Raw genomic sequence first — 21,078 nt, 5'->3', positions numbered from 1 at the left:
CGGCTTCGCTCCGGTCGGCTTCGCTCCGGTCGGCTTCGCTCCGGCGGGCTTCGCTCCGGTCAGGGCCGATCCCCTCGGCGTCGGTCCGGTCGGGGCAGATCCGGTCGGTGCCGGGGAGGTCGGCGTCGGCTCCCGGCTGGGCCCGGGCGCACGGGCGGGCATCAGAGGCCGCGCAGCGCGCCGCCGTCGACCGGGAGGGTGATCCCGGTCAGGTAGCCGGCGGCGGGGGAGAGGACGAACGCGGCGACCCGGCCGAACTCCGCCGGCTCGCCGATGCGGCGCAGTGGGATGCCGGCCTCGGCCTCGGCCCGGGCCCGCACCGCATCCCCGGAGGCGGCGAGCAGCTCCCGGTTCCGGTCGGTCATGATCCGCCCCGGGAGCAGGCCGACGACCCGCACGCCCCGGGGGCCGTACTCGTCGGCCATGTCCTTGGCCACCCCGGCCAGGCCCGGCCGAAGCCCGTTGGAGATGCCCAGCCCGGCCAGTGGGCTGCGCACCGAGCTGGACAGGACCAGCCCGATCGCCCCACCGTCGGACAGCCCGGCGGCGACCGTCCGGGCGGTGCGGACGGTGCCGAGGAAGACGGTCTCGAAGGACTCGCGCCACTGCGCGTCGGTCGCCCCGGCCGCCGTGCCCGGGGGTGGGCCGCCGACCGACACCAGCGCGCCGTCGAGCCGGCCGAAGTGTTCCCGGGCGGCGGCGACCAGCCGGTCGGGGGTGGCCGGGTCGGCCAGGTCGGCGGCCAGCCCGATGGCCCGTTCCGGGCCGCCGAGCCGCTGCACCGCCCCGGCCACCCGCTCGGGGGCCCGGGCGGAGACGACCACCCGCGCCCCGTCGGCGACGAGACACTCGGCGGTGGCGAAGCCCAGCCCGCGCGAGGCGCCGGTCAGCACGTACACCCGGTCGGTGAGTCCCAGATCCATGGCACCGATCCTGCCGTACGACGCGGGAGCTGGTCAGCGACGGGCCGGGCGAAGCAGGCGTACCCGGCCGGCGAGCTGCACCGCGACGGCGCCGCCGGTGCGGGCCACGGCCGGCAGCCGGCGACGGCGCGGCGCCCCCGCGCCGTCGTAACGGCTGGCCGCTTCCCGGGCGGCCAGTTCCTCGGCGCCCAGCGGCGGCAGCTGGCCCCGTTCGCGCAGCTCCCGGGCCAGGTCCCAGCCGTCGCGCAGCGAGCCGCTGGTGGGCCGGCCGGCGGCCCACCCGGCGAACGTCGCCGGCCAGGCCGCACCGAGCCCGGCGGCGAGTAGTGGCCAGTGCCGGGCCACGTCGCCGGCCCGCTTGCGCAGCAGGGCCCGGCGGGCGGCATCGACCGGCCCCGGGGCGAACCCGGGCGGCAGCGGCCCGCCCGCGACCAGGGCCGCCACCAGCTCGGCCTGCCGGGCGGCCAGGGTGCCGGGCCGGTGAGACGCAGCGGGGTGGCCCCGGTCGTCGCTCACGTCACCACCGGGTACCCGGACGCGGCGGCGATCGCGTCCAGCTCGGCGCGCAGCTCCGGCGCGGGCGGCCAGCGACCGTCGCGCTCCAGCAGCAGCGCCGGCGGGCGGTGCCGGGCGCACAGCGCGCCGACCAGGTCGAGCACGACCGGCGGCACCGGGTCGGTGTGCGTGTCGTGGTAGAAGCCGCCCTGCTCGGCGCCGCCGGCGACGTGCACGTACGCGACCCGGTCCAGCGGCAGCCGATCCAGCAGGGCGAGCGGGTCCGTGCCCCGGTTGCGGGCGTTGGCGTGCACGTTGGCGATGTCCAGCAGCAGCGTCGCGCCGGTGGCGTCCAGGATCTCGGTGAGGAAGTCCGCCTCGTCCAGCTCGTCGTCCGGCCAGTCGAACAGCGCCGCGATCGGCTCCAGCGCCAGGGGCACCGGTAGCTCGGCCTGCGCCCGGCGGACGTTTGCCACCACCGCGGCGACGGCCTCTCGGCTGCGCGGCAGCGGCAGCAGGTGACCGGCCTCCAGCCCGCCGGCCCGGACGAAGGCGATGTGCTCGCTGACCAGCGGTGCCCCGACCAGTTCGGCGACCCGCGCCAGGTGGGCGACCCGGGCCGGGTCGACCGGCTCCGCGCCGCCGAGGGAGAGCCGCACACCGTGCGGTACGACGGTGACGCCGCGCTCGACCAGTTCGGCGAGCCCGGCCGGCGGCGGCCCCTGCGGGGCGACGGCCTCCGCCACCACCTCGACGAACCGCAGCCCCGGCAGTTCGGCCACGAAGCCGGCGATCTCCGGCCGCCAACCGATGCCGACCCCGGCGGGACCCGGGCCGCCCCCGGCCGCCTCGCCTGCGCCGGCGGCGTCCCGGCCCGCCTCGGCCACCCAGGCGCCCGGGTCGGTCGTGGCGGTTGCCGGGCCGGTCATCCGCCGCACCCGCCTCCACAACCGCCCCCGCCGCCGCAGGAGCTGCCGCCGCTGCACGAACTCCCCCCGCCGCTGCACGAGGTGCCGCCGCTGGAGGCGCCACCGGAGGAGAGCGCCTGCCGCTGGATCTCGGCCTGCTCGGCGAAGCCCGGGTCCATCGCCCAGAGCGAGGCGGTGCCGAACAGGGCGACGCCCAGCGCCGCGCCGGCCGCTCCGTAGGTGGCGTATGCCGGGGCGGAATCGGGGGCGAGGTGCAGGTTGCGCCGGCGCAGCTCGCGCAGGGCGACGTCGGCGGCCCGGGTCCGCCAGGGCACCCGGGCGATCAGCGCGGCGGCGACGGCCAGCGGGATCAGGGCGAGGATCAGGAAGCCGACCGGGTGGTCGTTGGCCAGCCCGGCGACGACCCGGGCAACGCCGAGCAGCACGAGCGAGAGCAGCAGGAACGACCCGCGTCGGGCGGAGAGCCGCTGCGCCTGCGTCAGCGCCAGGCCCTGCCGCTGCAGGCCGTCACGCAGCTGTTCGAGCGCCCGCAGCACCGACCTGTCGCGGCCCAGCTCGCTGGCGTACAGGTTGCGGCTGGCGGCGTGGTGGACCGCCCGGTCCAGCGGGGTGGACCCGGGCGGCAGTTGGCCGCCGACCGCCAGCCGCCGGTTGGGTTGGACGCCGATGATCCCGGTGCCGCGCAGGCCGCTGACCGAGGTCCAGATCGCGAGCTGGTTGCCGCCGTTGAGGAAGGCCGCCTGCTGGGGACCGAGCTGGCTGACGTCGGCGGCCGGGGGGCCGGCGAGGACCCGGCGCCGGTGCACGATCGAGCCGACGACGACCACGAGGGCCGCCAGCAGATAGACCCGGAGGAAGGTGGGACCGGAGATGCCCCAGGTGTCGCCGGGCGCCGCGATGACGGTCATGCTGCTCTCCTGTCGCGCGAGGGGACGCGGCCCCATTGTGGAACAGGCCCGCCACGGTGGGCCCCGGCCGGGGAGCGCAGTTACCGGACCGAGACCGGGCCGGGCGGGTGCCGGTCAGCGGCGACGGACGGCCTCCTCGACCAGGTCGAGCACCGGGCCCAGGTCGCCGGCCGGGCGCCCCATCGCCAGGTGCAGCACCAGGCCGTCGTAGGCGAGTTCGAGGAACTGGGCCAGCACGTCGATCGGCACGTCCTCGCGGAGCACGCCGGCCTCCCGCTGGCGGACCAACCGCTCCCGGGTGGCCTCGGCGATGGCGGCGGAGCGCTCGGCCCAGCGCCGGGCGAACGCGGGGTCGGTGCGCAACCGCCGGGACACCTCCAGCTGGCTGCCCAACCAGCCGGTGGTGTCGGGCGAGACGGCCCGGGCCAGCAGGTCCCGCATCACCTGGACCAGGCCGTTGCGGGCGACCGTCTCCACCATGGCCGCCGCGTCGTCCTCGGCCACCGCCAGGAAGAGCGAGTCCTTGTCCCGGAAGTGGTGGAAGATGGCGCCGCGGGAGAGCCCGGTGGCCTCCTCGAGCCGCCGAACCGTGGCGCCCTCGTACCCGTGCCGGGCGAAACACGCCCGGGCCGCGGTGAGGATCTCCTGCCGGCGGGCGTCGAGCTGGTCCTGACTTACTCTGGGCACGGCACTGATCGTGTCAGGTGCCCGGACGCTCTGCAAACCGTACGTACGGCTTGGAGGCGGTGGCGGGAGGTCGCCCACAGCGGCGACGGGTGCCGGCGGGCCGCGCGCGATGATCGACCGCCTGCGGCCCGGCTACGATCACCCGGTGATGACACCCCCCGCCGCCCCCGCCGCGCCCCTGACTGTGGCGGCCGTCCAAGCCAATTCGGTGCCCGGGGATGTCGCCGGCAACGCCATCACCGCCGCCCGGCTCACCGGCCGGGCCGTCGCCGAGGGCGCGCGGGTGGTGGTGCTGCCGGAGCTGTTCCTGCCCGCGTACCACCCGCCGACGCTGGCCGCCGACCCGGCCGGCACCGACCTCGCGGCGGCCGGGGACGGCACGGTGGACGACGCCCGGCTCGACCCGCTGCGGGCCGCGGCCCGCGACGGCGCCGCGGTCGTGGTGGTCGGCGCGGCGGTCCGGCACCCGGACGGCCGGCGGACCATCTCCGCCCTGGCCGTCGACCGCGGCGGCGTCGCCCGCGTGGCGTACGACAAGCAGCAGCTCTGGGGCGACGAGCGCGAGCTGTTCCAGCCCGGCCGGCGTGGGGCGACCCTGCTCGTCGACGACTGGCGGTTCGGCCTGGGCATCTGCTACGACGGCTGCTTCCCCGAGCACGCCCGCGCCGCTGCGGCCGACGGAGCGCACGGCTACCTCTGCCCGAGCGGCTACCTCGCCGGCTCCGCCCACCGCAGGGACCTCTACTACGCAGCGCGGGCCCTGGACAACACCATGTTCGTCGTGTTCGCCAACGCCGTCGACGGGGCGGACCCGTGGCGGTTCAACGGCGGCGCGGCGGTCTACGACCCGCAGGGCCGGCCGCTGGCCCGGGGCGCGGACACCGGCGAGGACGTGCTGGTGGCCGTCCTCGACCCGGCGGTGCTCGCGGACACCCGCGCGGAGCACTCCATGCTGGCCGATATTCCCGCTGACGCCGGGGCGGCCCGCGCGGCGCTGCGCGGCTGAGCTGACCGAGGTGGCCGCGGCTGACCCTGTCGGCCGGCGGCTCCTCTGCCTTAAGGTGCCCGAGTGCCGTTGCTCCTGCTGGATCTGGACAACACTCTGCTCGACCGGGCCGGCCCGTTCCGTGTCTGGGGCGAGCGCTTCCTCGACGGTGTCGGCGCCCCGGCCACCGACATCGACTGGCTGCTGTCCGTCGACGCCGACGGGCTGACCGACCGCTGGGACGTCGCGGACGCGATCCGGGACCGGTACGGGCTGCTCATCCCCTCGATCGACCTGGTCGAGCAGCTGCACGACGGGGTGCTGGCCAACAGCCGGCTGGATCCGCTGGTGGCCTGCGCACTGCGCATCGCCGACGGGGCAGGCTGGATGCCGGTGGTGGTCAGCAACGGCGCCGTACGCCAGCAGGGCGCGATGATCCGTCGAACCGGCCTCGACCGGTTCGTCGCCGACTGGGTGATCTCCGAGGAGGTCGGTGTCAGCAAGCCCAACCCGAGGATCTTCGCGCTGGCGGCCCGGCGGGTCCGGATGCCGCTGCACGGGGCCTGGGTGGTGGGGGACAGCCCGGAAGCGGACATCGGCGGGGCGGCGGCGGTGGGTCTGCCCAGCGTCTGGCTGCACCGGGGCCGGGCCTGGACGGACACCCGCTTCGCCCCGACGTTCACCGTGGACGGCCTGATCGCCGCCGTCGCCACGGTGCTCGCCGCCTGAGTCCTCCGGGCCGTGGCGGTGCGCCCGCCCGAGCCCCGTCGTCCCGGGCCGGCGTCGGCGGGGCGGGTAAATCGGTTGCGGAGCGGGTCGGCGCGGCCGAGCATGGTGCCGCGCGAGTGCGCAGCCGGGGTGTTCCCGGTCGAGGAGAGGAGGTCGGTCATGGCCGTCTTCGCAGGGCGTTTCCACCTGCCTCCACCAGCCTCGATCAAGGGATCACCAGCACAGTGCGTGACGATGACTTCCCGGCGCGCGGGCGCCGGACCCGCGGCAAGAGCCGCTTCGACGACGACGAACCGCAGTTCCTGAAGCGTGGCCGGCCCGCCGAGCCGGTCCTGACCGACCCGGACCACACCTCCGACGACGACGCCCCCGGCGACCAGGCCCCGAACGACGCCTGGTCGAGCTGGGACCGGGCCGTGCACGGCCCCGAGCCGCACCCGGCCTGGCTGGTCACCGAGCTGGCCGCCCGGGACACCGAGTTGGGCGTGCTCAAGACCGGCAAGGAGGCGGACGTCCACCTGGTCCGCCGCGCCGTGCCGGAGACCGACCGGTCCTGCCTGCTGGCGGTGAAGCGCTACCGGGACGCCCAGCACCGGCTGTTCCACCGGGACGCGGGCTACCTGGAGGGCCGCCGGGTGCGCCGGTCCCGGGAGAACCGGGCGATGGCCGGGCGGACCGCGTTCGGCCGGCAGATGATCGCCGGGCAGTGGGCCGCCGCCGAGTTCGCCGCCCTGGCCCGGCTCTGGGAGATCGGCGCGGCGCACGGCCGGATCGCCGTGCCGTACCCGGTGCAGCTGATCGGCACCGAGCTGATGCTGGAGTTCGTGGGGGACCCGGCCGAGGGGCGGGCGGCACCCCGGCTGGCGCAGTGTCGCCCCGAGCCGGCCGAGCTGCGCTCCCTGTGGGAGCAGCTCGTCGACGCACTGGTGGTGCTGGCCCGGGCCGGGCACGCCCACGGGGACCTGTCCCCGTACAACCTGCTGGTGCACGACGGGCGGCTGGTCATGATCGACCTGCCGCAGGTGGTCGACGTGGTGGCCAACCCGCAGGGCCCGGAGTTCCTGGCCCGGGACGTCCGGGTGGTGGCGGCCTGGTTCGCGGCGCGCGGCCTGCCGGCCGAGCGGACCGACCCGGCCGCCCTGACCGGGTTGTTGCTGCGCGAGGCCGGCATCCGCTGAGTCGGCCGTCGGCTCCGGGGGCGGGCGGTGCGCCGTCCGTCCCCGGCGTCGGCTACTGCAGGTACCGCTCCACCTCCGGCCTGGGGCGTACCCCCGAGGCGTCGGGGTCGCCGTGGGTCTCGCGCGCGGCCCGCCGCCGGCGCAGCAGGTCCCAGCACTGGTCCAGGGACTCCTCCAGCGCGCGCAGCCGGTCCCGGTCGCCCTCGGTGCCGGACTCGTGGGCCTGCGCCGTCGAGCGGAGCCGGTGCTCCTCGTCGACCAGCTCGGAGATCCGGTTCAGAATGGTCTTGTCGTCCATGCCCTGAGCCTGGCACAGCGGCCGGGGGCGTGCCCGCCTCTCCCGCGCGCCGGCCCGCCGGGAACTGTCGCGCGGGCCGGGCGGCTACGATACGTTGCCACACCATGACGCTCACCGTGCGGCCGTTCACCGATGCCGACACCGGCGCCGTCGTCGAGGTGCTCCGGGCGACCCACCCGCATCTGGTGGCCACCCCTGCGTTCATCCGCTGGCAGGTCGGCGGCGTCCGGGCCGCCGAGCGGTTCGGCGCTCTGGTGGCCGAGGGGGACGGCGTGCCGGTCGGGCTGGCGCGCACCGGGCTGCTGCACGAGAGCGCCGAGCCAGGGCTGGGGTTCGTCAACCTGGCGGTGCGGCCGGACCGGCGGGGCCGGGGGGCCGGTTCGGCCCTGCTCGCCGCCGCCGAGCGTCGGCTGGCCGGGCTCGGCGTCCGGACGGCGTACGCGACGGTCGCCGACGTGCCTGCGGACCTGGCCTTCGCGGGGCGGCGCGGCTACCGGCGGGGCCGGCGCTCCCGGCTGCTGGTCCGCGATCTGGCGGCGCCGCTGCCCCCGGCGCCGGCGCCGGCGCGGGGCGTCCGGGTGCTCAGCGCCGCCGACCTGCCCGACCCGCGCCCGCTGTACGAGGCCGACCTGGACGCGGCGCGAGACGAGCCGGGCGAGGTCGGGATGGACGAGATCGGGTACGCCGACTGGCTGGCCGCCTACTGGGACCGCCCCGACCTGGACCGGACGCTGACCACGGTGGCCGTGGTGGACGGGGAGGTGGCCGCGTTCACCGTGGCGCTGACCGACGGCCGGGACCGGCACCAGTCCGGGATGACCGGCACCCGGCAGGCGTACCGGCGGCGCGGCCTGGCCCGGCTCGTCAAGCACGCCGCCCTGGCCCGGGCCAGGGCAGCCGGTTTCCGCCACGCGGTGACGGTCAACGACGCCGGCAACGACGCGATGCTCGGTCTCAACGCCTGGCTCGGCTACCGGCCGGTCGCGGACCAGTGGCGCTACCGGCGGGATCTGCGCTGGTAGGAGGCCCACGCCGGATCTTTTGTGGACTCGTCAAATTTCGTCCGCGAAAATTTCTCCCCTTGCCTATGGAGAAGTTGCCCTGCTCAATGGCATGCTCGGGCAGACCGTGACTTTGCACAGTCGTCCCGCGACGCATTGCGATAAGGGGAGCTCAACCAGCCGTGGCAACCCCACACACCGGCCCGACCCGCGCCCGGCGAGCGAGATCCGTTCCACTGTGGCACGTGCTTTCGGGCCTGGCACGAGACCCGGTCCGGGCCCTGCTCGGGTTCGGCGAGCGTGCCGCCGGCGAGGTCGTCCGGCTCAACCTCGGCTCGTTCCGCCCCTACCTGGTTACCGACCCGGCCCACGTGCAGCAGGTGCTGGGCGATCGGGCCGACAACTTCGGCCGCGCCGGTGACGGGCCGTTCTGGGGCCCGCTGCGCCGGCTGTTCGGCGATGGCATCCTCAGTGACGGTCCGGCGTGGTCGGACAGCCGGCGCATCCTCCAGCCCCTGTTCACGGCCAGACGGGTCGAGGCGATGATGGGCGGGATCGCCGAGACGATCGCCGACGCGGTCGCCGAGCTGGACGGCCCGGCCCGGGCCGGCCGCCCGGTGGACATCGGCGCCGAACAGGCCCGGATCGTCTGCCGGGCGATGATGAAGGCGTTGTTCGCCGACCGCATCTCGGTTCCCGACGCGCTGCGCGTCATCGAGGCCCAGGACGCGATCGCCACCTCGGTCATCCCCCGGGTGCTGGTGCCGTTCGTCCCGCTCTCGCTGCCCATGCCGGGCGACCGGACCTTCCGCGACGCCGTCCGGCGCATCGACGAGGTGCTGGTGCCCATCGTCCGCTCGGCGCGGGCCACCGCCGCGCACGGCGGCGACGACATCATCTCCACCCTGTGGCGGGGCACCACGGACGACGGGCGGCCACTGAACGAACGGCAGGTCCGCAACGACACCGTCGCGATGGTCGCGGTGACCACCGAGACGACCATCAACGTGCTGACCTGGCTCTGGCCGCACCTGGAACGCTCGCCCGAGGTCGCCGCCCGGCTCCAGGAGGAGATCGACCAGGTGGTCGGTGGCGACCGGGTCGGCCCGGAGCACCTGCCGCAGCTGCGCTACACCCGGATGGTGCTGGACGAGCTGATCCGGCTCTACCCGGTGGCCTGGCTGGCCCCCCGACAGGTGGTCCGGTCGGTCTCCCTGGGCGGGGTGGAGCTGGAGGAGGGGGCGACGCTGCTGGTCAGCCCGCTGATCACCCAGCGGCTGGAGCGGTACTGGGAGCGACCCGAGGTCTTCGACCCGGACCGGTTCGCCCCGGACCGGGTCCGGGCCCGGCACCGGTACGCCTTCTTCCCCTTCGGCGGCGGGCCGCACCAGTGCCTGGGGATGCACCTGTTCTATCTGGAGGCCCAACTGATCGTGGCCAACGTGCTGAGCCGCTACCGGCTGCGAGTGCACAGCCCACGCCTGCCCACCATGCAACTCGCCGCCGCGCTGCGCACCAAGGACCGCGTGGAGCTGGAACTGCGCCCGGCCCACCCCGTGGGCGTCGCATGAACGTCTCCGCCCTCCCCTCGGCGGTGCTGCCCGACCAGCTCTCCGCCGCCGCCGAGCAGGGCCGGATCTGCGCGCTCGCCGCCAAGGGACAGCGGGACCTGCAACGGCAGGCCGCCCGGTACCCGGAACTTTTCTCCGGCCCGCCCTTCGACGGCGCACTGTTCAGCAACATCGCCCTGGCCATCGCCTTCGGGGCGCCCTGGTGCACCGCCGAGCAGCTGCGACTGACCAACCGGGCGGTGCTGTGGGGGTTCGCCCTGGACTGGCAGATCGACTACCTGGCGAAGTCCCGGGCGGACGTCGACCGGGTGGTGGCCGGCGCCCTGGCGGTCGCCGACGGCGCCAGCCCGGACGCCGACGACCCGCTCGGCCGCCTGCTCGCCGAGCTGCGCGACGAACTGGCCGGAGTTCCGGCCTTCGCCGAACTGGGCGACGCCTGGCGGGCGGCGGTACGCCGGACGGTCACCGCGATGGCCCGCGAGTGGGACTGGAAGACCGGCCGGGAGCGCGACGGCGCGCCGCTGCCCGGCTTCGCCGAGTACCTCGACAACGCCGACAACCTCGCCTGCACCGTGGTCAACGTCGCGCACTGGATCTGGACGGGGGACGCCGAGACGCACCGGCGGCTCGACCGGCTTGTCACGGTCAGCGACGAGGTTCAGCGGGTGCTGCGGCTGGTCAACGACCTGGCCACCTACGAGCGGGACCTCCAGTGGGGGGACCTGAACGCCCTGCTCCTCGTCGCCGACCGCGCCGAGGTGGACCAGCGCATCGTCGAGCTGGTCGAGCGGTGCACCGAGCTGCTCGCCCCGTTGGCCGGCGGCTGCCCGTTGCAGGCGGCGTACCTGTCCCGGCAGATCGGCTTCAGCAGCGGCTTCTACCGGTCGGCCGACTTCTGGGGGGAACGGTGACGGCCGTCCGGTCGTGGACCCGCCGCGACGGTGGGTCCGGGAGCGCCGCCCACCGGCCCCCGCAGGCCACCGGCGACGGCGTCGCCCACCCGCCCCCGCGGGACCCGGAGTCCGCGGCGGACGCCCGCGAGCTGGTCTCCGCGATGACCCTCACCTCCTCGGGGCAGTCCTCCGTGTCGGTCTACGAGACCGCCCGCCTGGTCGGCCTCGCGCCGTGGTTGACCCACCACGTGGAGCGGATCGCGTACCTGCTGGACGCCCAGCGCCCGGACGGGGCGTGGGGCGGCCCGGAGGGGTACGCCCTGGTGCCGACGCTGAGCGCCACCGAGGCGCTGCTCACCGCCCTACGACGCGGCGACGCCGCCTGGCTGCGCGAGGCCCGCGCCGCCGAGCGGCTGACCCGGGCCGTCGACGGCGGCCTGCGCGTCCTGTACGCCCGGCTCACCGGCCCCGCCGACCCCGAGCTGCCCGACCTGCCGGCCATCGACCTGACCGTCCCGGCGCTGGTCGGCTCGCTCAACGCGCACCTCGACGCGCTGCGCGCCGACCCGCTGCCCGGCCTGACCGCCTGGCGTGACTCCCGGGCACTGCCGCTGCCGTCGGGGCTGGACGGCGCACGGCTCGACCGGGTCCGCGCGCTGCTCACCGCAGGCCGGCAGCTGCCGGAGAAGCTGCTGCACGCCCTGGAGGTCGGCGGCCCGGCGGCCCACCGCGCCGCCGATGTCGCCCCCGTCGGGCCGGGCACCGTCGGTGCCTCGCCGGCGGCCACCGCGGCCTGGCTCGGCGTGCCCGTCCCCGGGGTCGGGGTCCGCGCGGCGGTGTCCTACCTCGAGGACGTGGCCCGTCAGCAGGGCGGGCCGGTGCCCTGTGCCACCCCGATCACCGTGTTCGAGCGGGCCTGGGCGCTGAGCACGATGAGCCGGGCCGGCATCGCGCTGCCGGTCCCGCCCCGGCTGCTGGCCGGCCTGGTGGCGACGGTCGGTCCCGCCGGCACCGCCACCGCCCCCGGCCTGCCCGCCGACGCCGACACCACCGCTGTGACCCTGTACGCGTTGGCCCGGCTCGGCCGCCCGGTCGGCCCGGACAGCCTCTGGGGGTACGACAGCGGCGAGCACTTCTGCACCTGGCGGGGGGAGGACGGGGCCTCGGTCACCACCAACGCCCACGTGCTCGACGCGTTCGGCTGGCACCTGGGACACCGGGCACCGGACGACGCCCGGCTCGCCGAGGTGGTGCGGCGGCTCACCGGATGGCTCGTCGAGCGGCAGCAGCCCGACGGTCGGTGGTCCGACCGCTGGCACGCCTCGCCGTACTACGCCACGAGCTGCGCGGTGCTCGCCCTGGCCGGCTACGGCCGGGGGGCGGCCGTGGCGGGCGCGGTGAGCCGGGCCACCGGGTGGGTGTTGGCGGGGCAGCGCGCCGACGGCTCCTGGGGGCGCTGGGGCGGCACGGTCGAGGAGACCGCGTACGCCGTGCACGCCCTGCACGCCGCCGGGCCGGCCGCGCCGGCCGGCGTCGGGGCGGCGCTCGGGCGGGCCCGGTGCTACCTGGCCACCATGGAGGGACGCGACGGGGAGCCCGCGCTCTGGCACGACAAGGACCTGTACCGGCCCGCCGTGATCGTCCGCGCCGCCGTCGTCGCCGCCCGCCATCTCGTCCGCGCCGGGGCCGGTGACGGCACCGCCGAGGGGCCCGGGAATCGGACGCCCTCGTTGATCAGTGCCGCTTGAGTGATCAATCGGACGCTGCTAGCGTGCGCCCGTGGCCGACGGTGTACCGGCCACGGGCGCTCCGGCATCCCCCTCGAACACCCGGCCAGGACGGTGTGATGCGTTCCCGCAGTACGAATCTCCGTACCAAAGTCGTCGCTCTGCTGGCGTCGCTCGTCGCGCTCTGGGCCTTCGCGGCGTGGGTGACCGTGCGGGACGGGTTCAACCTCCTCGGTGTGCAGACGCTCAACGAGTCGGTGTCCGAGCCGAGCGAGACGCTGGTGCTCCAGTTGCAGCGGGAACGCCGGACATCGCTGGCGTACCTCGGACGACCGGACGATGCGCGGCGGGAGACGCTGGGCGCGGAGCGGCGGCGCACCGACGAACTGGCGGCGGCGTTCCGCGAGTCGTCCGGCGAATGGCTCACCGCCGTGGCCGCCAGCGACACCCTGGAACAGCGGCTCGACGTGGCCTACGGGCAGCTGTCCCGGCTGGGGCAGGCCCGCTCCGAGGTGGACGCCCGTAGCGCGGACCGGGCGTCGACCTTCACCGCGTACGGCAGTGTGGTGCGGTCCATCTTCGACGTCTACACGGCCCTCGGCCTCCTCGACGACGAGCAGGTCGCCGAGGACACCACCGCGTTGATCGAGCTCAACCGCGCCCGCGAGCTGCTCTCCCAGGAGGACGCCCTGCTCACCGGCGTGCTCGCGGCGGGCCGGGTGACCGACGCCGAGCGGGCCCAGGTCACCCAGATCATCGGCGCGCAGCGGTTCTCCGCCGACCTCGCGGTGAGCCGGCTGCCGGCCGCCGACCGTCAGCGCTACGACGCCATGGTCGGCGGTTCGGCGTTCGAGAAGCTGCGCGCCCTGGAGGACGGCATCCTCCAGAGCCGGGGCAGCGACCCCCGACTGGGGTTCGAGGCCCCCGAGTGGGACGAGGCCGTGGCGCCGGCGCTGGCCCGGTGGAGCGAGGTGGTGGTCGAGGGCGGCGACGACGTCGTGGAACGGGCCGTCCCGGTCGCCGTCATGGTGGTCATCCGGCTGGTGCTCGCCACCGGCCTGGGCCTGCTCGCCGTCGTGGCGTCCATCATCGTGTCGATCACCACCGCCCGGGCGCTGCTGCGGCAGCTGGAGCGGCTGCGCGAGGCGGCCTTCACGCTCGCCAACGACCAACTGCCCAGCGTGGTCGAACGGCTGGGCCACGGCGAGGAGGTGGACGTCGCCAAAGAGGCGCCACCGCTGGAGTTCGGCGACGACGAGGTCGGGCAGGTGGGCAAGGCGTTCAACGCGGTCCAGGAGACCGCGCTGCGCACCGCCGTCGAGCAGGCCGAGCTGCGCCGCAACGTCCGCGAGGTCTTCCTCAGCCTGGCCCGGCGCACCCAGGCCCTGGTGCACCGCCAGCTCACCCTGCTCGACGCGATGGAACGGCGCGAGCATGACGCCGAGGAACTGGAGGACCTGTTCCGGGTCGACCACCTCGCCACCCGGATGCGGCGTAACGCCGAGAACCTGATCGTGCTCTCCGGCTCCACCCCGGGCCGGGCCTGGCGACGCAACGTCCCGATGGTCGACGTGGTGCGCGGCGCGGTCGCCGAGGTGGAGGACTACACCCGGGTCAACGTGCTGCCGCTGGGGGCGGTGTCGCTGGCCGGCCGGGCCGTCGGCGACGTCATCCACCTGCTGGCCGAGCTGATCGAGAACGGCCTGTCCTTCTCGCCCCCGCACACCACCGTCGAGGTGCGCGGCCAGATGGTGGCCAACGGGTTCGTCCTGGAGATCGAGGACCGGGGCCTCGGGATGAGCGACGATGACCTCGCCGCCGCGAACCACCGGATCGTCGACCGGTCCGAGCTCAACCTGGCCAACGCCGCCCGGCTCGGGCTGTACGTGGTCAGCAGGCTCACCGAGCGGCACGGCGTCCGGGTGCAGCTCAAGGAGTCGGCGTACGGCGGCACCACCGCGGTCGTGCTGATCCCGCCGGACATGGTCGCCGACCCGAACGGCGATGCCGCCGCCCCGGAGCGTCCCGGCCTGCCGGGGACGTCCGCCCCGGTCGCGGTGGCCCCGCCGGCCCCGACGGCCGAGAGGCCGGCCACCCGCCCGGCCGCGCCCGTCGCGGTGGCGGAGCCCGTGACGGCCCCGGTCGCGCCGCCGGCCCCGGAGCCCGCCGGGGCCGGCGGCGGACCGGCCCTGCCCACCCGCGCGCGCCCGCGCACGGCTCCGGCCACCCTGGACGCGCCGGCCGGGGAGAGCGCGGGGCTGCCGGTACGCCCGCGCCGCCCGGCCGGGCAGTCGGCGTTGGACGCGCCGACCGTGCCGGGCGGGTTCCCGATGACCGCGCCCCGGCCGGTCGCGGAGGAGGCCGGCCCGTCGGCCCCGGACAGCCCGCACGCCCCGGACGCGTCGGCCGGGCTGACCCCGGCGGCGTCGCCGGCGCAGCGGACCGGCTCCGGGCTGCCGGTGCGGGTCCGGCAGGCGAACATCGTGCCCGAGCTGCGGGAGGATTCGTCCGCGCAGCAGGTGGACGACGACGAGGACACGATCCGGCCGCCGGAGCAGGTCCGCCGGATGATGAGCTCCTACCAGACCGGCACCCTCCGTGGCCGCACCGACGCGGCCCGGCTGCTCGACGGTGCCGGCGGGACCGATGGGACGGAGCCCGCCGACGGCGACGCCGGTGGGCGCGAGGCCACCTGAGGGGCGGCGCGGAAAAACCCGCCCCTTGGCGGGACGGCAGGTCCCAGACGACAACGGCGACACCAGCCGGGAAGAAGAGGACGACGAGTGGGGCAGAAGACGGCATCGAGTGCCGACCTGACGTGGTTGCTGGATGATCTGGTCGGCAGGGTGAAGCAGGCCGAACACGCTGTCGCGCTCTCCACAGACGGCCTGCTGATGGCGTCGTCGCGGGAGTTGGGCCGGGACGACGGCGAGCACCTCGCGGCGATGGCGGCCGGGATCCAGAGCCTGGCCCGGGGCGCGGGGAAGCGGTTCGGTGGCGGGCAGGTCCAGCAGACCATCATCGAGATGCAGTCGTCCTTCCTCTTCGTCACAGCCGCCGGCCGCAACGCCTGCCTCGCGGTGCTGGCCTCCGAGGACGCCGACGTCGGTCTCATCGCGTACGAGATGGCCATGCTGGTCACCCGGGTGGGCAAGTACGTGGCCTCCCCGACCCGGCTCCCCGAGCCGCCGGTTGGCGAGAAGTAGCCGCGATGACGGCCCCAGGGGAGTCCACGGAGGAACAGTGGGTCGACGACCACGCAGGCCCGGTCGTCCGCCCGTACGCGGTGACGCGTGGCCGGGCCCGGCCGGTCACCGGCACGTTCGACCTGATCTCCCTGGTGACGGCCACCCGCGTGGAAGCGTCACCGGAGGTCGGGCTGGGCCCCGAGCACCTGGCCATCGTCGCGCTCTGCCAGCGGATCCAGTCCGTCGCCGAGGTCGCCGCCCACCTGGACCTGCCGGTGGGCACCATCCGGGTCCTGCTCGGCGACCTGGTGGCCCGTGACCTGGTCGAGGTGCGCGAGCCCCGGGTCACCGCGGGCCTTCCCGACGACAGCATTTTCGAGGCGGTTATCAATGGACTACGGGCACTCTGAGCGGCCGGCGGGAGCCGTGCCGCTGCCCACCGCGATCAAGATCCTGATCGCGGGCGGTTTCGGCGTCGGCAAGACCACCATGGTCGGCGCGGTGAGCGAGACCCGGCCGCTGCGCACCGAAGAGGTGCTGACCGAGACCGGGGTCGGGATCGACGACCTGTCGGGGGTGGAGGGCAAGACCACCACCACGGTGGCGATGGACTTCGGCCGGATCACCATCAGCGACGATCTGGTCCTCTACCTGTTCGGTACGCCCGGGCAGGACCGCTTCTGGTTCGTCTGGGACGAGTTGGCGCTCGGCGCGCTCGGCGCGGTGGTGCTCGCCGACACCCGCCGGCTGGCCGACTGCTTCCCCTCGATCGACTACTTCGAGGGGCGCGGCACCCCGTTCGTGGTGGCGGTCAACTGCTTCGAGGGGGCCCGCCAGTACCGGCTGGACGAGGTGCAGGCCGCGCTCAACCTCGACCCGGGGGTGCCGGTGCTGCTCTGTGACGCCCGGCAGCGGGAGTCGAGCAAGGAGGTGCTCATCACGCTGATGGAGCACGCCATGAAGACCCGCGACGCCCGCCGCGCCGCGTCGACCGAGTAGCCCGGCTCCGGCCGGCGCGTGTCGCCGGGCAGCCGCTCCGGTTCCCGACGAGGGGCCCCTGCCGCCGCGGCAGGGGCCCCTCGTCGAGCGGGGTACGGGTCAGCTGGCGATCATGCGGCGCAGGACGTACTGCAGGATGCCGCCGTGGCGGTAGTAGTCCGCCTCACCGGGAGTGTCGATCCGGAGCACGGCGTCGAACTCGACGCCGGTGTCGGTGGTGACCTTCACGGTGCGCGGGGTCTCGCCGTCGTTCAGCGCGGTCACGCCGGTGATCGAGAAGGTCTCGGCACCGGTGAGGCCGAGCGATTCGGCGGTGCAGTCGACCGGGAACTGCAACGGCAGGACGCCCATGCCGATCAGGTTCGAGCGGTGGATCCGCTCGTACGACTCGGCGATGACCGCCCGGACGCCGAGCAGCATGGTTCCCTTGGCCGCCCAGTCCCGCGACGAGCCGGAGCCGTACTCCTTGCCGGCCAGGATGACCAGCGGCACGCCCGCCTCCTGGTAGGCGGTGGAGGCGTCGTAGATCGAGGTCTGCTCGCCGGTCAGGTGGTTGACCGTGAAGCCGCCCTCCACACCCGGGACGAGCTGGTTGCGCAGCCGGATGTTGGCGAACGTGCCCCGGATCATCACCTCGTGGTTGCCCCGGCGCGAGCCGTACGAGTTGAACTCGTGACGCGGCACGCCGTGCTCGGCGAGGTACGTCCCGGCGGGGGAGTCGGCCTTGATCGAGCCGGCCGGGGAGATGTGGTCGGTGGTCACCGAGTCGCCCAGCTTGGCCAGCACCCGGGCGTCGGTGATGTCAACGACCGCCTTCGGCTTCCGCTCCATGCCCTCGAAGTACGGGGGCTTGCGGACGTAGGTGCTCTCGCTCTCCCAGGCGAAGGTGTCGCCGGTCGGGGTCGGCAGCGACTGCCAGCGCTCGTCACCGGCGAACACGTCCGCGTACGCCGCGCTGAACCCGGTCGCGCCGATCGCCTGGGCGATGACGTCCTGGATCTCGGCGCTGTTCGGCCAGATGTCGCGCAGGAAGACCGGGTCGCCCTGGCTGTCCTCGCCGATCGGCTCGTTGGCCAGGTCGATGTCCATGGTGCCGGCGAGCGCGTACGCGACCACCAGCGGCGGGGACGCCAGGTAGTTCATCTTGACGTCCGGGTTGATCCGGCCCTCGAAGTTCCGGTTGCCCGACAGCACCGAGACGACGGCGAGGTCGGCCTCGTTGACGGCGGCGGAGACCTCCTCCGGCAGCGGGCCGGAGTTGCCGATACAGGTGGTGCAGCCGTAGCCGACCAGGTTGAAGCCGAGCTTCTCCAGGTACGGCGTGAGGCCGGCGCGGTCGTAGTAGTCCATGACGACCTTGGAGCCCGGCGCCAGCGTGGTCTTCACCCACGGCTTGCGGGACAGGCCCTTGTCGACGGCGTTGCGGGCCAGCAGCGCCGCGCCGATCATCACCTGCGGGTTCGAGGTGTTGGTGCAGGAGGTGATCGCGGCGATCACCACGGCGCCGTGGTCCAGATCGTAGGAGACGCCGTCGGGGCTGGTGACCCGGACCGGGTTGCTGGCCCGGCCGCCCGAGCCCATGGCGGCGGTCTCCAGGTCGCGCGGCTCGTCGGCCGGGTCGCTGAACTCGTTGGCCGGCGGGTCGCTGGCCGGGAACGACTCGGCGCTGGCCTCGTCGGCCGGGCCGTTGGCGCCCCGGGGGAGCTGCTCGCGGGCGACGCCCGGCTTGAGGTCCCGCTCACCGGCGGAGTCGTCGGCCACGTAGTCGGTCAGCGCGGAGCGGAACAGGGTCTTGGCGCTGCCCAGCGGCACCCGGTCCTGTGGGCGCTTCGGGCCGGCCAGGGACGGCTCGATGGTGCCCAGGTCGAGTTCCAGCCGCTCGGAGTACTCCGGCTCGGCGGCCGGGTCGTGCCAGAGGCCCTGCTCCTTGGCGTACGCCTCGACGAGCGCGACCTGCTGCGGGTCCCGGCCGGTCAGCTCCAGGTAGCGGATCGTCTCGGCGTCGATCGGGAAGATCGCCACGGTGGAGCCGTACTCCGGGGACATGTTGCCGATGGTGGCCCGGTTGGCCAGCGGCACCGCGCTGACGCCGGGGCCGTAGAACTCGACGAACTTGCCGACCACGCCGTGCTTGCGCAGCATCTCGGTGATGGTGAGCACCAGGTCGGTGGCGGTGGTGCCGGCCGGCATCTCGCCGTGCAGCTTGAAGCCGACGACCCGGGGGATCAGCATGCTGACCGGCTGGCCGAGCATCGCGGCCTCGGCCTCGATGCCGCCGACGCCCCAGCCGAGCACGCCCAGGCCGTTGACCATCGTGGTGTGCGAGTCGGTGCCGACCACGGTGTCCGGGTACGCCTGGCCGTTGCGCTCCATGATCGTACGGGCCAGGTACTCGATGTTGACCTGGTGCACGATGCCGGTGCCCGGCGGGACGACCTTGAACTCGTTGAACGCGCTCTGGCCCCAGCGCAGGAACTGGTAGCGCTCCTTGTTGCGCTCGTACTCCAGCTCGACGTTGCGCTCGAAGGCGTCCGCGCGGCCGAACAGGTCGGCGATGACCGAGTGGTCGATGACCAGCTCGGCCGGGGCGAGCGGGTTGACCTTGGTGGCGTCGCCGCCGAGGTCGCGGACCGCCTCGCGCATGGTGGCCAGGTCGACCACGCAGGGCACGCCGGTGAAGTCCTGCATGAGCACCCGCGCCGGGGTGAACTGGATCTCCACGCTCGGGTCGGCCGTCGCGTCCCAGCCGCCGAGCTGGCGGATGTGGTCGGCGGTGATGTTCGCGCCGTCCTCGGTCCGCAGCAGGTTCTCCAGCAGGACCTTCAGGCTGTATGGCAGCCGCTCCTGCCCCTCCACCTTACTGATCTTGAAAATCTCGTAGCTCGCGTCTCCGACGCGTAGCTGGGTCTTCGCACCGAAGGTGTCGAGGCTCGCCACGTCGTACTCCTTCACACCAGCGACCGTGAGTAGTCCTGAGCAGTCTTTCGCACCGTCCGGGACGACGCCCCGGTTAGGTGACACTTACCGTGATTCCCGCTTCCTACAAAACCGTACGTCCGTCTTGCTATCCGCGCAACCTCGTGCCAGGCTCCGGGACGAGGAGGTGCCACCATGATCCATCACGTTCTGCTCGCCTGCCCACCCGGCTCCGAGGCCGCTTCCCGGGCGTTCTACGGCGGGCTGCTCGGCATGGCCGAGAAGCCCAAACCCCCGGCCCTCGCCCGCCGCGGTGGTTGCTGGTTCACCGGGTACGGCGCCGAGCTGCACCTCGGCGTCTCCGATGACTTCCGCCCCGCCCGCAAGGCCCACGTCGCCCTGCTCCGCCCCGACCTCGACGATCTCGCCGCCCGGCTGGCCGCCGCCGGCCACCCGGTCGACTGGGGCGGCGAGGACGAGCTGCCCGGGATGCGGCGCTTCCACACCGAGGACGCCCACGGCAACCGCCTGGAGTTCGTCACACCGCTCTGACCAGCCACCGGGCCGCCCGAGCGGGTGGTGCCGGCGGCGAGGGGCCGCGGTGCCCCGGCGGCGCGGGTAGGGTTCGAGGCCCGGACCTGAGAGGGGGGGGCCGTGATCGATGTGTCGCACTGGCTGTCCGCGCTGCCCCCGGTCGCGGTCTACCTGATCGTCGCCGGGGTGATCGGCGTGGAGAGCATGGGCGTCCCGCTGCCCGGCGAGATCGTCCTGGTCAGCTCCGCCCTGCTCGCGGCCACCGGCGTGGTCGAGCCGGAGTGGGTGGCCATCGCCGCGGCCTTCGGCGCCATCGCGGGCGACTCGATCGGGTACGCGGTGGGCCGTCGGGGCGGCCGTCCGCTGCTGGCCCGGCTGGGCCGACGCTTCCCCAAACACCTCGGCCCCGCACACCTCGCCCGCGCCGAGCAGAGCTTCGCCCGGCACGGGGTGTGGGCGGTCTTCTTCGGCCGGTTCGTGGCGCTGCTGCGGATCCTCGCCGGCCCCCTGGCCGGTGCGCTGCACGTGCCGTACCGCCGGTTCCTGCTGGCCAACGCGGCCGGCGGCCTGGTCTGGGCCTTCGGCACCACCTACCTGCTGTACAGCGTCGGCCGGGCCGCCGAGCACTGGCTCAAGGACATCTCCTGGGCCGGGCTGGTCCTCGCGGTGCTCGCCGGCCTGGGCAGCACCTGGTGGCTGCGGCGGCGGGCCCGGCGGCTGGAGCCGGTGGAGCCGGCCGATGCGGACGCCGCCGCCGAGCCGATCCGCGCGGGCATCGACCGCTGACCCTCCTGGGCGGGTGCCAGACACGTTTCCCTCGTACGACGAAAGGGCCGGTTCCCCGGGTGGGGGCCGGCCCTCGTCGTTTGTGGGTGGGTCAGGAGGTGGCGTAGCCGCGGGTGGCGATCCAGTCGGCGAGGTTGTCGTCGGTGATGTCGTAGCTGGCCTGGGCGGGGTTGGCGGAGTCGGCGATCTTCACGACATGCCCGTTGTCGCGGTAGCCGACGACGCTGATGTAGTGGCCGCCCTCGAAGGAGTGCACCGTGCCGTCGGTGTCGGTGGTGGTGCCGGCGATGTTGGCGACCACGGCCCGGCCGTCGTCGACGGTGCGGACGAC

General features: G+C 74.6%; 21 protein-coding genes. 13 read left to right on the top strand and 8 right to left on the bottom strand.

Annotated elements, in window-relative coordinates:
- Positions 1-161 precede the first annotated feature (161 nt).
- The 5 genes from ACH4T9_RS10305 to ACH4T9_RS10285 all read right to left on the bottom strand — a co-directional run bounded on the left by ACH4T9_RS10305 (position 162) and on the right by ACH4T9_RS10285 (position 3,942).
- A complete protein-coding gene (locus ACH4T9_RS10305; RefSeq protein WP_396670792.1) occupies positions 162-923 on the bottom strand; it encodes an SDR family oxidoreductase in 762 nt (253 codons plus the stop codon).
- 33 nt (positions 924-956) lie between these two features.
- On the bottom strand, positions 957-1,439 hold the full coding sequence (locus ACH4T9_RS10300) for a hypothetical protein (protein WP_396670791.1): 483 nt from the start codon (positions 1,437-1,439) through the stop codon (positions 957-959).
- Positions 1,436-2,347, bottom strand: coding sequence for a DUF692 domain-containing protein (locus tag ACH4T9_RS10295; protein ID WP_396670790.1), 912 nt, complete (start codon positions 2,345-2,347; stop codon positions 1,436-1,438). Before ACH4T9_RS10295 ends, ACH4T9_RS10300 begins: the two co-directional genes overlap by 4 nt.
- Positions 2,344-3,255, bottom strand: a complete 912-nt coding sequence (locus ACH4T9_RS10290; protein WP_396670789.1) for a TIGR04222 domain-containing membrane protein — start codon at positions 3,253-3,255, stop codon at positions 2,344-2,346. The genes ACH4T9_RS10295 and ACH4T9_RS10290 overlap by 4 nt, the downstream gene beginning before the upstream one ends.
- A gap of 114 nt (positions 3,256-3,369) precedes the next feature.
- Entirely contained in the window at positions 3,370-3,942 is a 573-nt protein-coding gene (locus tag ACH4T9_RS10285) for a TetR/AcrR family transcriptional regulator (protein WP_396670788.1), read from the bottom strand.
- 148 nt (positions 3,943-4,090) lie between these two features.
- Here ACH4T9_RS10285 and ACH4T9_RS10280 point away from each other — a divergent pair, with 148 nt between their 5' ends.
- The 3 genes from ACH4T9_RS10280 to ACH4T9_RS10270 all read left to right on the top strand — a co-directional run bounded on the left by ACH4T9_RS10280 (position 4,091) and on the right by ACH4T9_RS10270 (position 6,834).
- Positions 4,091-4,948: a carbon-nitrogen hydrolase family protein gene (locus ACH4T9_RS10280; RefSeq protein ID WP_396671445.1), complete on the top strand. Its 858-nt coding sequence runs from the start codon at positions 4,091-4,093 to the stop codon at positions 4,946-4,948.
- Between the two features lie 63 nt (positions 4,949-5,011).
- The gene (locus ACH4T9_RS10275; protein ID WP_396670787.1) at positions 5,012-5,656 is read left to right on the top strand and encodes an HAD family hydrolase; all 645 of its coding nucleotides are present in this window, start codon (positions 5,012-5,014) and stop codon (positions 5,654-5,656) included.
- Between the two features lie 224 nt (positions 5,657-5,880).
- Positions 5,881-6,834: a serine protein kinase RIO gene (locus ACH4T9_RS10270; protein WP_396670786.1), complete on the top strand. Its 954-nt coding sequence runs from the start codon at positions 5,881-5,883 to the stop codon at positions 6,832-6,834.
- Between the two features lie 52 nt (positions 6,835-6,886).
- On the opposite strand, the gene ACH4T9_RS10265 is transcribed toward ACH4T9_RS10270, so the two are convergent.
- A complete protein-coding gene (locus ACH4T9_RS10265) occupies positions 6,887-7,132 on the bottom strand; it encodes a DUF2630 family protein (RefSeq protein ID WP_350888148.1) in 246 nt (81 codons plus the stop codon).
- A gap of 104 nt (positions 7,133-7,236) precedes the next feature.
- Here ACH4T9_RS10265 and ACH4T9_RS10260 point away from each other — a divergent pair, with 104 nt between their 5' ends.
- The 8 genes from ACH4T9_RS10260 to ACH4T9_RS10225 all read left to right on the top strand — a co-directional run bounded on the left by ACH4T9_RS10260 (position 7,237) and on the right by ACH4T9_RS10225 (position 16,511).
- On the top strand, positions 7,237-8,154 hold the full coding sequence (locus ACH4T9_RS10260) for a GNAT family N-acetyltransferase (protein ID WP_396670785.1): 918 nt from the start codon (positions 7,237-7,239) through the stop codon (positions 8,152-8,154).
- A 224-nt stretch (positions 8,155-8,378) separates the two neighbouring features.
- Positions 8,379-9,704 carry a cytochrome P450 gene (locus tag ACH4T9_RS10255; protein WP_396670784.1) on the top strand — a complete coding sequence of 442 codons (1,326 nt, stop codon included), beginning with the start codon at positions 8,379-8,381 and terminating at the stop codon, positions 9,702-9,704.
- Positions 9,701-10,615, top strand: a complete 915-nt coding sequence (locus ACH4T9_RS10250) for a terpene synthase (RefSeq protein ID WP_396670783.1) — start codon at positions 9,701-9,703, stop codon at positions 10,613-10,615. The genes ACH4T9_RS10255 and ACH4T9_RS10250 overlap by 4 nt, the downstream gene beginning before the upstream one ends.
- Entirely contained in the window at positions 10,612-12,345 is a 1,734-nt protein-coding gene (locus ACH4T9_RS10245) for a prenyltransferase/squalene oxidase repeat-containing protein (RefSeq protein WP_396670782.1), read from the top strand. Before ACH4T9_RS10250 ends, ACH4T9_RS10245 begins: the two co-directional genes overlap by 4 nt.
- A gap of 98 nt (positions 12,346-12,443) precedes the next feature.
- Positions 12,444-15,020, top strand: a complete 2,577-nt coding sequence (locus tag ACH4T9_RS10240) for a nitrate- and nitrite sensing domain-containing protein (protein WP_396670781.1) — start codon at positions 12,444-12,446, stop codon at positions 15,018-15,020.
- 87 nt (positions 15,021-15,107) lie between these two features.
- Positions 15,108-15,530 carry a roadblock/LC7 domain-containing protein gene (locus ACH4T9_RS10235; RefSeq protein WP_350888154.1) on the top strand — a complete coding sequence of 141 codons (423 nt, stop codon included), beginning with the start codon at positions 15,108-15,110 and terminating at the stop codon, positions 15,528-15,530.
- 5 nt (positions 15,531-15,535) lie between these two features.
- Positions 15,536-15,922 carry a DUF742 domain-containing protein gene (locus tag ACH4T9_RS10230; protein WP_161689993.1) on the top strand — a complete coding sequence of 129 codons (387 nt, stop codon included), beginning with the start codon at positions 15,536-15,538 and terminating at the stop codon, positions 15,920-15,922.
- Positions 15,903-16,511 (top strand): GTP-binding protein, encoded by a 609-nt coding sequence (locus tag ACH4T9_RS10225; RefSeq protein ID WP_396670780.1) that lies wholly within the window; start codon positions 15,903-15,905, stop codon positions 16,509-16,511. Before ACH4T9_RS10230 ends, ACH4T9_RS10225 begins: the two co-directional genes overlap by 20 nt.
- A 99-nt stretch (positions 16,512-16,610) precedes the next feature.
- Here ACH4T9_RS10225 and ACH4T9_RS10220 read toward each other — a convergent pair whose 3' ends face one another.
- Positions 16,611-19,463, bottom strand: a complete 2,853-nt coding sequence (locus tag ACH4T9_RS10220) for an aconitate hydratase (RefSeq protein ID WP_396670779.1) — start codon at positions 19,461-19,463, stop codon at positions 16,611-16,613.
- A gap of 159 nt (positions 19,464-19,622) precedes the next feature.
- Here ACH4T9_RS10220 and ACH4T9_RS10215 point away from each other — a divergent pair, with 159 nt between their 5' ends.
- Positions 19,623-19,979, top strand: coding sequence for a VOC family protein (locus ACH4T9_RS10215; RefSeq protein ID WP_396670778.1), 357 nt, complete (start codon positions 19,623-19,625; stop codon positions 19,977-19,979).
- A 102-nt stretch (positions 19,980-20,081) separates the two neighbouring features.
- The gene (locus ACH4T9_RS10210; RefSeq protein WP_396670777.1) at positions 20,082-20,747 is read left to right on the top strand and encodes a DedA family protein; all 666 of its coding nucleotides are present in this window, start codon (positions 20,082-20,084) and stop codon (positions 20,745-20,747) included.
- A gap of 91 nt (positions 20,748-20,838) precedes the next feature.
- Here ACH4T9_RS10210 and ACH4T9_RS10205 read toward each other — a convergent pair.
- The coding region (locus ACH4T9_RS10205) for a C39 family peptidase (RefSeq protein WP_396686826.1) at positions 20,839-21,078 on the bottom strand (240 nt) is incomplete at its 5' end.

It is taken from the genome of Micromonospora sp. NPDC020750, from assembly GCF_044334565.1.
GTDB lineage: Bacteria > Actinomycetota > Actinomycetes > Mycobacteriales > Micromonosporaceae > Micromonospora.
This window is presented reverse-complemented; position numbering and strand designations above follow the sequence as displayed.